The 14271-nt window shown below is 53.7% G+C and carries 14 protein-coding genes; 10 read left to right on the top strand and 4 right to left on the bottom strand.

What is annotated here, in order from left to right:
• Positions 1 to 44: 44 nt before the first annotated feature.
• From E1B03_RS06430 to E1B03_RS06420, 3 genes are all read left to right on the top strand, one after another.
• Positions 45 to 857, top strand: coding sequence for a DNA-binding transcriptional regulator (locus E1B03_RS06430; RefSeq protein WP_218959114.1), 813 nt, complete (start codon positions 45 to 47; stop codon positions 855 to 857).
• 135 nt (positions 858 to 992) lie between these two features.
• A complete protein-coding gene (locus E1B03_RS06425; RefSeq protein WP_133085873.1) occupies positions 993 to 1295 on the top strand; it encodes a putative quinol monooxygenase in 303 nt (100 codons plus the stop codon).
• A 135-nt stretch (positions 1296 to 1430) separates the two neighbouring features.
• Entirely contained in the window at positions 1431 to 1820 is a 390-nt protein-coding gene (locus tag E1B03_RS06420) for a VOC family protein (RefSeq protein ID WP_246044162.1), read from the top strand.
• A 146-nt stretch (positions 1821 to 1966) separates the two neighbouring features.
• On the opposite strand, the gene E1B03_RS06415 is transcribed toward E1B03_RS06420, so the two are convergent.
• Together E1B03_RS06415 and E1B03_RS06410 are read right to left on the bottom strand one after the other, a co-directional pair.
• Positions 1967 to 2443: a cold-shock protein gene (locus tag E1B03_RS06415; RefSeq protein ID WP_103771050.1), complete on the bottom strand. Its 477-nt coding sequence runs from the start codon at positions 2441 to 2443 to the stop codon at positions 1967 to 1969.
• Between the two features lie 86 nt (positions 2444 to 2529).
• The gene (locus E1B03_RS06410; protein ID WP_103771049.1) at positions 2530 to 2775 is read right to left on the bottom strand and encodes a YmjA family protein; all 246 of its coding nucleotides are present in this window, start codon (positions 2773 to 2775) and stop codon (positions 2530 to 2532) included.
• Between the two features lie 367 nt (positions 2776 to 3142).
• Between E1B03_RS06410 and E1B03_RS06405 the strand changes: the two genes are divergently transcribed.
• Both E1B03_RS06405 and E1B03_RS06400 read left to right on the top strand, forming a co-directional pair.
• Positions 3143 to 3919, top strand: coding sequence for an MBL fold metallo-hydrolase (locus tag E1B03_RS06405; RefSeq protein WP_133085872.1), 777 nt, complete (start codon positions 3143 to 3145; stop codon positions 3917 to 3919).
• A 19-nt stretch (positions 3920 to 3938) separates the two neighbouring features.
• Positions 3939 to 4889: a GlxA family transcriptional regulator gene (locus E1B03_RS06400; RefSeq protein WP_133085871.1), complete on the top strand. Its 951-nt coding sequence runs from the start codon at positions 3939 to 3941 to the stop codon at positions 4887 to 4889.
• Here E1B03_RS06400 and E1B03_RS06395 read toward each other — a convergent pair.
• Positions 4886 to 5494, bottom strand: coding sequence for a class I SAM-dependent DNA methyltransferase (locus E1B03_RS06395; protein ID WP_133085870.1), 609 nt, complete (start codon positions 5492 to 5494; stop codon positions 4886 to 4888). The genes E1B03_RS06400 and E1B03_RS06395 overlap by 4 nt on opposite strands.
• Positions 5495 to 5649: 155 nt before the next feature.
• Here E1B03_RS06395 and E1B03_RS06390 point away from each other — a divergent pair, with 155 nt between their 5' ends.
• The 5 genes from E1B03_RS06390 (at position 5650) to E1B03_RS06370 (ending at position 12321) form a co-directional block, all read left to right on the top strand.
• Positions 5650 to 6741 carry a LacI family DNA-binding transcriptional regulator gene (locus E1B03_RS06390; RefSeq protein ID WP_133087195.1) on the top strand — a complete coding sequence of 364 codons (1092 nt, stop codon included), beginning with the start codon at positions 5650 to 5652 and terminating at the stop codon, positions 6739 to 6741.
• A 121-nt stretch (positions 6742 to 6862) separates the two neighbouring features.
• Positions 6863 to 9946: a beta-galactosidase gene (locus E1B03_RS06385; RefSeq protein ID WP_133085869.1), complete on the top strand. Its 3084-nt coding sequence runs from the start codon at positions 6863 to 6865 to the stop codon at positions 9944 to 9946.
• Positions 9947 to 10001: 55 nt separating this feature from the next.
• Positions 10002 to 11255 carry an MFS transporter gene (locus E1B03_RS06380; RefSeq protein ID WP_103771043.1) on the top strand — a complete coding sequence of 418 codons (1254 nt, stop codon included), beginning with the start codon at positions 10002 to 10004 and terminating at the stop codon, positions 11253 to 11255.
• A 29-nt stretch (positions 11256 to 11284) separates the two neighbouring features.
• Positions 11285 to 11896 (top strand): galactoside O-acetyltransferase, encoded by a 612-nt coding sequence (lacA, locus tag E1B03_RS06375; RefSeq protein ID WP_103771042.1) that lies wholly within the window; start codon positions 11285 to 11287, stop codon positions 11894 to 11896.
• A gap of 152 nt (positions 11897 to 12048) precedes the next feature.
• Positions 12049 to 12321, top strand: coding sequence for a YceK/YidQ family lipoprotein (locus E1B03_RS06370; RefSeq protein ID WP_103771041.1), 273 nt, complete (start codon positions 12049 to 12051; stop codon positions 12319 to 12321).
• 44 nt (positions 12322 to 12365) lie between these two features.
• Here E1B03_RS06370 and prpE read toward each other — a convergent pair whose 3' ends face one another.
• Positions 12366 to 14252: a propionate--CoA ligase gene (prpE, locus tag E1B03_RS06365; protein ID WP_133085868.1), complete on the bottom strand. Its 1887-nt coding sequence runs from the start codon at positions 14250 to 14252 to the stop codon at positions 12366 to 12368.
• Positions 14253 to 14271: the final 19 nt, after the last annotated feature.

Raw genomic sequence — 14271 nt, 5'->3', positions numbered from 1 at the left:
ACCAAGTGCACAACGTTGTTTTACCTGTAGATTTGTCAATAAATATGAAAAGTGACGACGGTACCGAATATAAAACCGTGCGCGGATTAACGCGTGGTTTAATGTTATTAAATATGTTAAATCGACTCGACGGCGGGGCCAGCGTTGGCCTGCTGGCAGAGCTGAGCGGCCTGCACCGCACCACGGTCAGGCGACTGCTGGAAACCCTGCAGGATGAGGGTTACGTCCGGCGCAGCCTGTCCGATGACAGCTTTCGCTTAACCATTAAGGTCCGCCAGCTCAGCGAGGGATTTCGTGACGAGCAGTGGATTTCTGCGCTCGCCGCCCCGCTGTTGGGGGATTTGCTGCGCGAGGTCATCTGGCCGACCGACGTTTCTACGCTGGACGTTGACGCGATGGTGGTGCGTGAAACCACTCACCGCTTCAGCCGCCTGTCATTTCACCGGGCGATGGTCGGCCGTCGCCTACCGCTGCTGAAAACCGCATCCGGCCTGACCTGGCTGGCATTTAGCCCGGAGAATGAACGTCAGGAACTGATTGAAATGTTGGCCTCACGACCGGGAGAAGAGTTCCAGCTGGCGCGCGAACCGCTGAAGCTCGACGCCATTTTGACCCGTGCGCGTAAAGACGGTTATGGTCAAAACTATCGCGGCTGGGATCAGGAGGAGAAAATCGCCTCCATCGCCGTCCCCATCCGCAGCGAACAGCGGGTGATCGGCTGCCTGAATTTGGTGTATATGGCCAGCGCCATGACCATCGAACAAGCCGCGGAAAAGCATCTTCCGGCCTTACAAAAGGTGGCGAAACAGATAGAGGACGGCGTCGAATCGCAGGAGATTTTGGTTGCCGGGAGGTGAGATGGATCACAGTTATGCGGATCATCTGATTAATAGCAGGAATAACTCACTCGCAGGCCGAAATAATGCTGTAGCGCCTTGCTCTAAATATATCTTCATCACATAGTGTGCATACATTTTCTGCCAGGAGGCTGCATGTTAAAGGTCATTGCCGAAGATTTCATCAAACCTGAGTATATTGAAAGCGTTCTCCCTTTGTATCGTGAGCTAATATCGGCTACGAAGAAAGAACCGCAGTGCATTGCATATGATCTCTATATTGATGAAAAAGATCCAGGCCACTTTATCTTTATCGAAGAATGGCCAAACCACGCGGCTCTTGATGAACATTGTGCCAGTGAGCATTTCCGACGACTTGTACCATTAATCGATAAATACACGCGCCAGGAAGCACGTTACATACTGATGGATGACATGGTAAATCCGACGGTCTCATAAAAATAGGGGAATGTGGACAGGTGGGTTATGACGAAAGTAGGAGGATAACTTTTTGGCAGGATGCTTAAAAGCATTCCAGTTAATGATAAAATAGCAAGCACAAATAGTAAGTTGACACCGGGTGCCATATTAAAAATGAATAAAAAATGTCTGGGATATATTTCGATTGTTGTCGATGATTACGATAGAGCTATCGATTACTATATAAATAAGCTCAGTTTTACCCTGATTGAAGATACTCCACAACCGGGGAAACGTTGGGTTGTGGTATCACCGAACCCTGACAGTGACTGTCATTTGTTACTCTCCAGAGCGGCTAATGAGACTCAGGAAGCATTCATCGGTAACCAATGTGGAGGACGCGTATTCCTGTTTCTGCAAACCGATGATTTTTGGCGTGATTACAATGCAATGAAATCGGCCGGCGTCCAGTTTTGCGAAGCCCCCAGAGAAGAAGAATACGGTACCGTTGTCGTTTTTGAGGACCTTTATGGTAATCGATGGGATTTACTACAGAGAAAGTAAACACCATATGTAACCATTAACGTTATCTGACTCAACTAGATATATATTTCTGGCACAAAATTGTTCTTCCCGCGCCACAAATAAAAAAACCGAAACCCCGCTCCTGAAAAGAGCAGCGTTCCGGTTTTTATTCAGTCTGAAGGGTTTCAGACTTTAAGCAGCTTCACCGTCGCGTCGATATCGATTTCATCTTCCGAGAAGATCAGCGTCGTGCCCTGGAAAGTGGTGATGGCCAGTTTTTTCAACGTGCGCATCTCGCCAGGTTTGACGTCTGATTTCGGTCGGATGCTGTTCATCAGCGCGCCAACAGACAGCACCGCATTTTCTTTGTCGATACGGGTCTCTGCGGGGACTTCTTCACTGTACACCAGGTAAGACTTAATCGCCGTGAGCTTCAGACGCTCACCTGCGATATAGATATATTTGCTGTCTGGTATGACTTTTACCGCATAGGCAGACAAGCCTTTGTTGTTGGTGGTAGGCTCGAAGGTCACCGCCGCGTCTTTCTTGATCAGCTCAGGATTAGCAACCTTAATCACATGAAAATAGCGGTTGTCGCCGTTTTCATCTTTGATAAATCCAAAGCCTTTATCTTTAAACCACGTTGTGATTGTTCCGTTCATTGCTGTTTCCGCCTGATTAAACCTAATACTCGTAGAGTAAACCTACTCAATTTGCGCGCAGTGTAAAACACAGGCCATGCCTTTGGCTACTCGTTACCCCAGCGATTGAGAAACTCCGCGATATCATCGATACGCTGTGCGTCGACGCCGGCCACGGTTGCCATCTCCTGCTGCGCTTCTTCGCTGATCTCTTCGTTGTTCATTAAACGGGTGATCAACTGCTGGAAGTAGTGCGCCAGCGCGTCACGTTCGTCATCACCCACCGGCTTTGCGGCCTCGGTCGCGTACTCATCGGCGATATCATAATATTTTAGCGGAATGTCGTTATTCATCAGTTGCTCCGGGGTGAATGCGTGTGCCAGCAGTTGCCTGCCGCGTCTGATGTGAATGATAGCATTGTTATTTCATGGTTCGCGAACTGTTTTACCGGCTGTAATACGTTGCATATATTCATTATATTCTCTGATACTGCTTCGCATTTAATAAATACCGCCGTATTTAAATGGCTGTATTTTTACTCAGTTCGATATAATGGCTGCGAATTAAATAATATGCTACAGAGGCAATATTAAATTACTTTAATTACATAATTGATATCTGCTATTGGCCCAATCCCATCGCTAGTCGCCCATTTGCCCACATTCATATTCTGGACAACACTCTACGATGACACCACTGACCAACACGTGGAGCAAACACATGAACATCACGCAAATCCGTAACGCCACGCAGCGCATCACCTTTGGCGGCAAGACCTTCCTCGTCGATCCGATGCTGGCGGCGAAAGGAACTTACCCGGGCTTTGCCGGAACGGCACGCGCGGAGATCCGCAACCCGACTGTGGAACTGCCCATTGATATCGACACCCTGCTCAACGTCGATGCGCTGATCGTGACCCATCTGCATGAAGATCACTGGGATGAGGCCGCAGCTCGCATCGTGCCGAAAGATAAACCTATTTATGTGCAAAACGATTACGATGCGCAGGTGCTGCGCGAGCAGGGTTTTACACAAGTGAACGTACTGGCGCAGAACACCATGATCGGCGATATCACCCTGCGTAAAACCGGCGGTCAACACGGTTCGGATCGCGCCTACGCTATCCCGCAAATGGCGGAGCGTCTGGGTGATGCCTGCGGGGTTATCTTCCAGCATCCAGAGGAAAAAACGCTGTATCTGGTTGGGGACACCATCTGGCGCGACGAGGTGGAAACCAATATGCAGACGTTCCAGCCAGACGTGGTTATTTTGAACGCAGGTTTTGCCCACGTTATTGGCTTTGGCCCAATCATTATGGGTGCGGAAGATGTGCTCAAAACCCACTTCACGCTGCCCGAAGCACAAATTGTGGCGACCCACATGGAGGCGATTAACCACTGTCTGCTGACCCGCGCGGCACTGCAAGAGTACGCCCGCGATAACCAGATTGCGCAATTTGTTAACGTGCCGGAAGATGGCGAAACCCTGACGTTTTAAAAACCCACAGAGGAACCGTATGCAGCCGCTTAACGTCGCCATTGTTGCCGTGGAAGATTTCAGCCCGTTTCACTTCTCGGTGCCGTGTATTATTTTCAGTGACAAAGTGGCGGCGAAAAAGCGTTTTGAGGTGCAACTGTGCGCCGAACAGCCGGGCATCGTTTCCTCGCAGGATGGCTTCGCCATTACCGCTGCTTGCGGCTACGAAGCCGTAGAAGCAGCGGACATCGTGGTGATCCCCTGGTGGGGCACCACCGCGCATCGTCCACCACAAAGCCTACTGGATGCGCTCAACCGCGCGCGACAAAACAGCGCGCAGATTGTCGGGCTGTGTCTGGGCGCGTTTGTCCTCGGCTATGCCGGTCTGCTGGATGGCAAACGGGCGGCTACGCACTGGGAGTTCGAGCAGGATTTTCAGGCGCGCTTTCCGGCGGCCCGTCTGGATATCAACGCGCTGTACGTGGATGACGACGGCATTATTACCTCGGCAGGCACCGCCGCCGCGCTGGATTGCTGTCTGTATGTCATCCGTCAGCGCTTTGGCAGCACGGTAGCGAATCAGATTGCCCGACGGATGATTGTGCCGCCACATCGCGAGGGCGGTCAGGCGCAGTTTATCGAGCAACCGGTGGCAAAAAATACGCAGGATCAGCGGATCAACGCCCTGCTCGACTATTTGCGCCAGCATCTCCACGAACCGCATAATCTCGACGAGCTGGGGCAGCGGGTGATGATGAGCCGTCGCACTTTAACCCGTCATTTTATGAAGGCCACCGGGTCAAGCGTGGCCGAATGGTTGATTGCCGAGCGTCTGCGCCGCAGTCAGATACTGCTGGAGTCCAGCCAGTTACCCGTAGAACGCATCGCCGAACAGGTTGGTTTTCAGTCGCCCGTCACCTGGCGCCAGCATTTTAAATCCCATTTTGGCGTTAGCCCGGCTGAATGGCGTAAAACCTTTCGCGGCGATTAGCCGCTTTTTTGCGCCAACCAGATGGTGTGCCCGGCGCAGTGCGGATCTTCCATCACCATCTCGACCACCGTAAAGCCATGCGCTGACAGCAATGCGCGGTATTCATCCGGCGCGAGGCTGGCGTGAAACAGCGGCTCGCCCTCAAATTGCCCCATGGCGATGCCGTTATCCGTACCACTGGTGAACATCAGCGCGCTGCCGCGATGGCTGAGACGGTCAAAAATCGGGAACATCTTTTGCTGGTCTTGCTGTGTTAAATGGAAAAAGCTGTCCCAGGCGATCAGGCCGTCGAACGTCTCGTTAAGTGCCAGTTCGCGCATATCCTGTTCCAGCCAGCGCTGTGCGGGAAATGAGTGCCGGGCGCGGGCCAGCATAGCCGGGGAACCATCAACGCCCGTGAGCTGAAAACCTTGCTGGATAAAATAACCGGCAATCGGCTGACCGTTACCGCAGCCGATATCCACAATGCTGCCCTTCCCGCCCATCACGGTGATGAACTTATCCAGCCAGCTTTTCTCGAACAGGGCGCGCGAGCGCTGACTGGCAAAAGCATCCGCATGTCGTCGGTAGATGGACAGAATATTTTTTGCCGCAGAATCGCTCACGATGTCCTCACTTTTTTATTCTGTTAAGCACAACGACGATAAATCCTCCAGCACACGAGGCGCAACCCTGGAATGCGCCTCGCAGAACCCATGCGCAAATCCCCCAAAACCGTCCCGCTGTGGCATCATAGCGCGCAGATAACGTCATGACAGGGGTGATAAACGTGAAACCGGTAACGCTATACGATGTGGCAGACCATGCAGGAGTCTCTTACCAGACCGTCTCGCGCGTCGTGAATCAGGCCAGCCACGTTTCCGCAAAAACCCGACAGAAAGTTGAGGCCGCGATGGCGGAGCTCAATTACATCCCCAACCGCGTCGCACAGCAGTTGGCGGGCAAACAGACGCCGCTGATTGGCGTTGTAACGGCGAATCTTGCCCTGCATGCCCCGTCGCAAATCGTTGCCGCCATAAAATCCCGCGCCGACCAGTCGGGTGCCAGCGTGGTGATCGCCATGGTCGAGCGTAGCGGCGTTGAGGCATGTATAGCCGCGGTCCATAACCTGCTTTCTCAGCGCGTAACCGGGCTTATCATCAACTATCCGCTGGATGAAGAAGACGCCATTGCCGTGGCCGCCGCCTGCGGCACAGTACCGGTACTATTCCTCGACGTCTCTGACCAGACGCCAATTAACAGCGTGATTTTCTCCCATGACGACGGCGCGCGCCTCGGCGTTGAGCATCTGGTGCAGCACGGACATCAACGGATCGCCCTGCTGAGCGGACCGCGCACTTCGGTTTCGGCAAGACTTCGGCATGCGGGGTGGCATAAATATCTGGCGCACTACCAGTTGCAACCTGTCGCGGAGCTGGAAGGCGACTGGAGCGCGATGTCCGGTTTTCAGCAAACGCGTCATCTGCTTAATGACGGTAACCTCCCTACCGCCATGCTGGTCGCGAACGATCAAATGGCGCTGGGCGCGATGCGGGCAATCAGCGAGTCCGGCCTGCGGGTGGCGGTGGATATCTCGGTGATTGGCTACGATGACACCGAAGACAGCGCCTGCTACATTCCGCCGCTGACCACCATCAGGCAGGATTTTCCGTTGCTGGGTGAAACCAGCGTCGACAGGCTGCTACAGCTACCCCGCGGCGAATCAATCGTGGGCAACCAACTGCTGCCCGTCACCCTGGTGAAGCGCAAAACGGTTCTGCCTCCCAATACGCAAACCACCTCTCCCCAGGCGCTGGCAGATTCACTGATCCAGCTTGCGCGGCAAGTTTCTCAGCTCACACCTAAATTGTGAACGCATAACAATTGTGTGAGTCAGTTCACTCATTGAGCGCCCCACCCTTTACAGCGGGGATCGCTTATCCGTATTTTGATTGAAATTGTGAGCGAATAACAAATTCAAACAGGATACCGTTATGAACCTGAACACAGATTCACTCTCCGCTGTTCTGAAACGTCGCGACTGGGAAAATCCCGGCGTCACGCAGCTCAACCGTCTGGAGGCGCACCCGCCGTTCTGTAGCTGGCGCTCAGCGGATGATGCGCGTACTCATCAGCGCTCGACTCAGTTACGCTCGCTAAATGGCAAATGGCAGTTCGCCTGGTTTGCCGCGCCGGAGGCAGTGCCGGAAAGCTGGCTGACAAGCGATCTGCCACAGGCTGACACCATCAACGTCCCCTCTAACTGGCAGATGGACGGTTACGACGCGCCAATTTATACCAACGTCACCTACCCAATCCCGGTTAACCCTCCGTACGTTCCGGCGCAGAATCCGACAGGATGTTACTCGCTCACATTCAATCTGGAAGACGCGTGGTTAGATGAAGGTCAGACGCGCATTATTTTTGATGGCGTCAATTCCGCGTTTCATCTGTGGTGTAATGGTCGCTGGGTTGGCTACGGTCAGGACAGCCGCCTGCCGTCTGAATTCGATCTTAGCGATTATCTGTTACGCGGCGAAAACCGTCTGGCCGTGATGGTGCTGCGCTGGAGCGACGGCAGTTTTCTGGAAGACCAGGACATGTGGCGCATGAGCGGGATCTTTCGCGACGTATCTTTGCTGCATAAGCCCACTATGCAAATCCGCGATCTGCGCATTAACACCCGGTTTAACGACGACTTCAGCCGCGCCGTGCTGGAAGCGGAAGTCAGAGTGGCGGGCAGTAAGAGCGAAGAGTTACACGTCACCCTGCAATTATGGGAAGAAGAAACGCTTGCTCACGAAACGACCTCCCCGCTCGGCAGCGAGATTATTGATGAACGCGGCGCTTATCATGACAAGGTTACCCTGCGCCTGAACATCGAAACCCCGGCGCTGTGGAGTGCCGAAACGCCCAATCTGTACCGCGCCGTTGTGCAGTTACGCACCGCGGACGGAGTGCTGATTGAAGCGGAAGCCTGTGACGTTGGCTTTCGTCAGGTTCAAATTGAAAACGGCCTGCTGTTACTCAACGGTAAGCCGCTGTTAATTCGCGGCACCAACCGTCATGAGCACCATCCGGTCAACGGTCAGGTGATGGACGAAGCGACGATGGTGCAGGATATTCTGCTGATGAAGCAGAATAACTTTAACGCCGTGCGCTGCTCCCATTACCCGAACCATCCGTTGTGGTACACCCTGTGCGATCGCTACGGCCTGTATGTCGTCGACGAAGCCAATATTGAAACCCATGGCATGGTGCCGATGAATCGCCTCACCGACGATCCCGCCTGGCTGCCTGCCATGAGCCAGCGCGTCACGCGCATGGTACAGCGCGATCGCAACCATCCGAGCATCATCATCTGGTCACTGGGCAATGAATCCGGCCATGGCGTCAATCACGACGCGCTCTACCGTTGGATAAAATCAGCAGACCCGTCACGCCCGGTACAATATGAAGGCGGCGGCGCAAATACTGCGGCGACCGACATTATTTGCCCGATGTACGCCCGCGTCGATCAGGATCAGCCCTTCCCCGCAGTACCCAAATGGTCGATTAAAAAGTGGCTGTCGATGCCTGGCGAACAGCGTCCGTTGATCCTCTGCGAATACGCCCACGCCATGGGCAACAGTTTTGGCGGCTTCTCCAAATACTGGCAAGCGTTCCGTCAGTATCCGCGCCTGCAGGGCGGGTTTGTCTGGGACTGGGTCGATCAGTCGCTGATTAAATATGATGAAAACGGCAAGGCATGGTCTGCCTACGGTGGCGACTTTGGCGACACGCCTAACGATCGTCAGTTTTGCATGAACGGGCTGGTATTCGCCGATCGTACCCCGCACCCGGCGTTATACGAGGCCAAACATGAACAGCAGTTTTTCCAGTTCGCATTACTGCCGGGCGCTGAACGCCAGATTGAAGTGACCAGCGAATATCTGTTCCGCCGCAGCGATAACGAAGTTCTGCACTGGTCTATTGCCCAGGACGGCAACCCGCTGGCCGCCGGAGAAATCGTTCTGGATATCGCCCCACAGGGCCGTCAGGTGATTACCCTGCCTGATGTCCCAATGCCGGAAACCGCAGGCCAGCTGTGGCTGACGGTGCGCGTAGAGCAACCTCAGGCAACCGCGTGGTCAGATGCCGGGCACATCAGCGCCTGGCAGCAGTGGAAGCTGGAAGAGAAACTGAGCCTGGCGCGGCTGCCAGCGGCCTGTTCCGCACCACGGCTTGGCGTTAGCGAAAACGTCTTTACCGTTGAGAACGATAACAAGCGCTGGCAATTCGACCGTCAGTCTGGCCTGCTGGCGCAATACTGGATTGGCGATACAGCCCAACTGTTAACCCCACTGACCGACCAGTTCACCCGCGCGCCGCTGGACAACGACATCGGCGTGAGTGAGTCAACCCGCATCGACCCTAACGCCTGGATTGAACGCTGGAAGGCCGCCGGTCATTATCAGGTTGCAGCAACGTTACTGCACTGTGCTGCCGACGCGCTAAGCAATGCAGTACTGATTACCACCGAACATGCGTGGCAGTATCAGGGTGAAACGCTGTTCATCAGCCGAAAAAGCTACCGTATTGACGGCAATGGTGAAATGCACATCAGTGTGGATGTCGATGTCGCCAGCGGTACGCCGCATCCGGCCCGCATCGGCCTGAGCTGCCAGTTGACGCAGGTTGCGGAGCGAGTGAATTGGTTAGGTCTCGGTCCGCATGAGAACTACCCGGATCGCCTGAGCGCCGCCTGTTTCGATCGCTGGGATCTGTCGCTTGGTGAGATGTACACCCCGTATGTTTTCCCAAGCGAAAACGGTCTGCGCTGCGGCACGCGTGAACTGCACTACGGTGCGCACCAGTGGCGCGGAGACTTCCTGTTCAACATCAGTCGCTTTAGCCAGCAGCAACTGATGGAAACCAGCCACCGCCATCTGCTGCAGCCTGAGGCGGGCACCTGGCTCAATATTGATGGCTTCCATATGGGCGTCGGCGGCGATGATTCATGGAGTCCTTCCGTATCGCCAGAGTTTCTGCTGAGCGCCGGACGCTACCACTTCCAGTTCGTCTGGGGCCAAAAATAATAATATAAGTTGGGCAGGCCCACACCTGCCCGCATTTATAGGAAGGAAGTCTGCTATGTATTATTTAAAAAACACTAACTTTTGGATGTTCGGCTTTTTCTTCTTCTTTTACTTTTTCATTATGGGTGCCTATTTCCCCTTCTTCCCTATCTGGTTACACGATGTAAACCATATCAGCAAGGGTGACACCGGGATCATTTTCGCCTGTATTTCACTGTTTTCGTTATTATTCCAGCCAATTTTTGGACTGCTTTCCGATAAGCTTGGCCTGCGTAAACACCTGCTGTGGGTGATTACCGGAATGCTGGTAATGTTTGCCCCGTTCTTTATTTACGTGTTTGGCCCATTATTACAGGTTAATATTTTACTGGGTTCGATTGTCGGCGGGATTTACCTTGGCTTTATTTACAATGCCGGAGCCCCGGCGATTGAAGCCTATATTGAAAAGGCCAGCCGCCGAAGCAACTTTGAATTTGGTCGCGCGCGCATGTTTGGCTGCGTGGGCTGGGCGCTGTGCGCCTCGATTGCCGGAATTATGTTCACCATCAATAACCAGTTTGTCTTCTGGTTAGGTTCTGGTTGTGCGGTCATTCTGGCATTGCTGCTACTTTTTTCAAAAACAGATGCCCCCTCTTCTGCAAAAGTCGCGGATGCGGTAGGCGCCAACAATTCAGCATTCAGTCTGAAGCTGGCGCTCGAGCTATTCAAACAACCGAAACTCTGGTTCCTCTCCCTGTACGTGGTTGGCGTTTCCTGCACTTATGATGTGTTTGACCAGCAGTTCGCCAACTTCTTTACCTCGTTCTTTGCCACTGGCGAACAGGGCACCCGCGTGTTTGGCTATGTCACGACGATGGGGGAATTACTCAACGCCTCGATCATGTTCTTTGCGCCGCTAATTGTGAACCGCATTGGCGGAAAGAACGCCCTACTGCTGGCCGGTACGATCATGTCGGTGCGGATCATTGGTTCATCATTCGCCACCACTGCGCTGGAAGTTGTGATCCTCAAAACGCTGCATATGTTCGAGATACCGTTCCTGATTGTCGGTTGCTTCAAATACATCACCAGTCAGTTTGAAGTGCGTTTCTCGGCCACAATTTACCTGGTGTGTTTCTGCTTCTTCAAACAGTTAGCCATGATTTTCATGTCAGTTCTGGCCGGAAAAATGTATGAAAGCATTGGTTTCCAGGGGGCGTATCTGGTGCTGGGGATCATTGCGCTGAGCTTCACGCTAATTTCCGTATTCACCCTTAGCGGGCCGGGACCGTTTTCCCGCGTTTTCACTCCAGCAAGTAAACAAGCCTGAAGATCAATAACACAGAGGGAATGTCTTCGATGAGCATGTCGATAAGAGACCGAATAAAAGCAGGCAAGCTGTTTACTGATATGGGCGAGGGGCTGCCGCAGGAGAGACTGCGCGGAAAAGAGTTAATGTATGAATTTAACCATACGCGTCCATCGGAGATTAAAAAGAGGGAAAGACTGATTCGTGAAATGTTTGCCACCGTGGGAGAGAATGCATGGATCGAGCCCCCCATTTATTTCTCCTACGGGCGCAATATTCACATTGGCAAAAACTTCTATGCCAATTTTAACTTTACCATTGTGGATGATTACACGGTCACTATTGGCGATAACGTTTTAATTGCGCCAAACGTCACGATCACGGTAACGGGTCACCCTGTTCACCACGAATTAAGGAAATCCGGAGAGATGTTTTCCTTTCCGGTCACCCTCGGCAATAACGTATGGATTGGCAGTAACGTAGTCATCAACCCCGGCATAACGATTGGCGATAATTCCGTTATTGGCGCGGGGAGCGTGGTCACAAAAGACATTCCACCCGATGTCGTGGCCGTGGGGGTTCCTTGTCGGGTAATCAGAAACATTGGCGAAAGAGATAGAGAGTACTATTACCAAAATTATAAAGTGAATCCGTCAATTTAAACCGTCATGCCGGATGTACCACTCACGTGGTTTATCCGGCCTACGACGTGCAATCCTCACACGATGTGTCCTGACCAGGTAGTTTAAGTTCCGAGGGCAACAAGCCGCTTTTTTATCGTTATGGTAAAACGGGGCGAGAAGCCAGGTCATACATGAGCAAAAAGACGGTTGCGGTAACAACGCTCTTTATCAGCGTACTACTTACAGGATGTGGCAGCATTGATGCGCGCACGGCAGGCGAGGATTCAGATACGTATTACGTGGGTATGCACCATGATATTGATAAACTAAAAAACCCGGGCGCTTACGATTATAACTATTTCGATTTAGCGCTGTTGTTTGTTGATGTGCCGTTATCGTTCGTGGCCGATACGGTTTATGCGCCGTTTGATTACTATCACGGGCCGTATAAGAAAGTGGATTAGAACGTAGGCCCGGTAAGCATTGCGCCACCGGGCATCATACGACGTTACTCCTCGATCGCCTGACGAATTTGCTGTAACGACGCGGGATCGTCAATGGTCGTCAGATCGCCAGGATCGCGGCCTTCGCAGATCGCCTGAATCGTCCGTCTGAGCATTTTACCAGAGCGCGTTTTCGGCAGTTGCGATACAAACCAAACGTGCGCCGGACGGCCAAAGTTACCAATCTGACTGTCCACCAGCGCCATAATCGCTTTCTCTTCTGAATGAGCAATGTCACTGTCTTCCAGGCTATCGCTCTGTTTCGGAATGACAAACGCGACCGCTACCTGCCCCTTCAGCGCGTCTTTCACGCCGACCACCGCCACTTCAGCGACGTTTGGATAGCTGGAAATACTCTCCTCTATCTCGCGCGTCCCCAGTCGATGTCCGGCCACGTTGATGACGTCATCCGTTCGGCCAAGGATAAAGTAATAGCCGTCCGCATCGCGAATCCCCCAGTCAAAGGTGGCGTACACCTGACGGGAAAAAAGCGACCAGTAGGTATTCACAAACCGCGCGTCATCGCCCCAGATTGTCTGAATACAACCCGGCGGCAGCGGCCCTTCAATCACCAGCATTCCCTTCTCGTTCGCCGCGCAAGGTTCACCGGTCACCTCATTGAGCAACTGCACGTTATAGCCGTACATCGGCACGCCAGGGCTGCCCAGCCGCGACGGTCTGTCGTCCAGCCCGCGGGCGATCGCCATAATCGGCCAGCCGGATTCGGTCTGCCAGTAGTTGTCGATAACCGGGACGCCCAGCGTTTCCGTAACCCAACTGGCGGTCGGTTCATCCAGCGGCTCGCCCGCCAGATACAGCACCTCCAGCGAAGAAAGATCGTGATTACGAATTTGCGCGGTCGGGAATTTCTTCAGCACGCGTATCGCCGTTGGCGCGGAGAACATCCGGCTGACCTGATACTTCTCAACAATCTTCCACCACACGCCGCAGTCCGGATACGTTGGCAGCCCTTCGTAAACCACCGTCGCCATCCCTGCCAACAGCGGGGCATACACGATATAGGAATGCCCAACTACCCAGCCGATATCCGACGCGCAGAAGAACACGCCGCCCGCTTTACCGCCGAAAATGGTGTCCATCGAAGTCGCCAGCGCGACCGCATAGCCGCCAACGTCACGCTGCACTCCCTTCGGTTTACCGGTTGTCCCGGAGGTGTAGAGAATGCAGGACGTTTCGTTTGATTCCAGCCACGTCACCGGCACCCGCGCCCCGAGATGCTGCTGGCGCAGCGCGGCAAAGTCGAGGTCGCGTCCCTCGAGCCGCGCCATTTTCGCCAGGCCGCGATCGACCAATACCACATGACGCGGCTGGTGCTGCGCCTGATCGATCGCATCATCGAGCAGCTTTTTATACGGCAGGATTTTACCACCGCGCGCCCCGGCATCCGCCGACACGATAACCACCGGTCGGGCATCGTCGATCCGCGCCGCTACGCTGTGCGAAGCGAAACCACCGAACACCACCGAATGGATCGCCCCAATGCGCGCGCAGGCCAGCAGCGTAATGTGCGCCTCGGCGATCATCGGCATATAAACCAGTACCCGATCGCCGCGCTGCACGCCCAGAGATAACAACATCGCCGCCGCGACGTTCACCTCGTCATACAGCTGACGAAAGGTAAACGTGCGTTCTTCTTCAGTTTCTGATGACACCGCAATCAGCGCCAGCGCCTCGGGCTGTTTGTCCAACCAGCGGTCGATGGCGTTATGGCACAGATTGGTCGTGCCGCCGCAAAACCAGCGGGCAAACGGCGGGTTGCTGTGGTCCAGCACCTGTGTATACGGCTGCTGCCAGTCAATACGCTGGGCCTGCTCGGCCCAGAACGACTCCGGCTGCATAATCGAACGTTGATAAAACTCGCTATAAGACATAATGCTCTCCTGTTGAACT

The sequence above is a fragment of the Citrobacter arsenatis genome (assembly GCF_004353845.1).
Classification (GTDB): domain Bacteria; phylum Pseudomonadota; class Gammaproteobacteria; order Enterobacterales; family Enterobacteriaceae; genus Citrobacter; species Citrobacter arsenatis.
Note: the sequence above shows the minus strand (reverse complement) of the source record. Positions and strands in the feature narration are given on the sequence as shown.

Excerpts from the sequence above, each read along its gene's own strand:
- E1B03_RS06430 (WP_218959114.1), top strand. The coding sequence starts at position 45 with ATGAAAAGTGACGACGGTACCGAATATAAAACCGTGCGCGGATTAACG.
- E1B03_RS06425 (WP_133085873.1), top strand. The coding sequence starts at position 993 with ATGTTAAAGGTCATTGCCGAAGATTTCATCAAACCTGAGTATATTGAA.
- E1B03_RS06420 (WP_246044162.1), top strand. The coding sequence starts at position 1,431 with ATGAATAAAAAATGTCTGGGATATATTTCGATTGTTGTCGATGATTAC.
- E1B03_RS06415 (WP_103771050.1), bottom strand. The coding sequence starts at position 2,443 with ATGAACGGAACAATCACAACGTGGTTTAAAGATAAAGGCTTTGGATTT.
- E1B03_RS06410 (WP_103771049.1), bottom strand. The coding sequence starts at position 2,775 with ATGAATAACGACATTCCGCTAAAATATTATGATATCGCCGATGAGTAC.
- E1B03_RS06405 (WP_133085872.1), top strand. The coding sequence starts at position 3,143 with ATGAACATCACGCAAATCCGTAACGCCACGCAGCGCATCACCTTTGGC.
- E1B03_RS06400 (WP_133085871.1), top strand. The coding sequence starts at position 3,939 with ATGCAGCCGCTTAACGTCGCCATTGTTGCCGTGGAAGATTTCAGCCCG.
- E1B03_RS06385 (WP_133085869.1), top strand. The coding sequence starts at position 6,863 with ATGAACCTGAACACAGATTCACTCTCCGCTGTTCTGAAACGTCGCGAC.
- E1B03_RS06380 (WP_103771043.1), top strand. The coding sequence starts at position 10,002 with ATGTATTATTTAAAAAACACTAACTTTTGGATGTTCGGCTTTTTCTTC.
- lacA (WP_103771042.1), top strand. The coding sequence starts at position 11,285 with ATGAGCATGTCGATAAGAGACCGAATAAAAGCAGGCAAGCTGTTTACT.
- E1B03_RS06370 (WP_103771041.1), top strand. The coding sequence starts at position 12,049 with ATGAGCAAAAAGACGGTTGCGGTAACAACGCTCTTTATCAGCGTACTA.
- prpE (WP_133085868.1), bottom strand. The coding sequence starts at position 14,252 with ATGTCTTATAGCGAGTTTTATCAACGTTCGATTATGCAGCCGGAGTCG.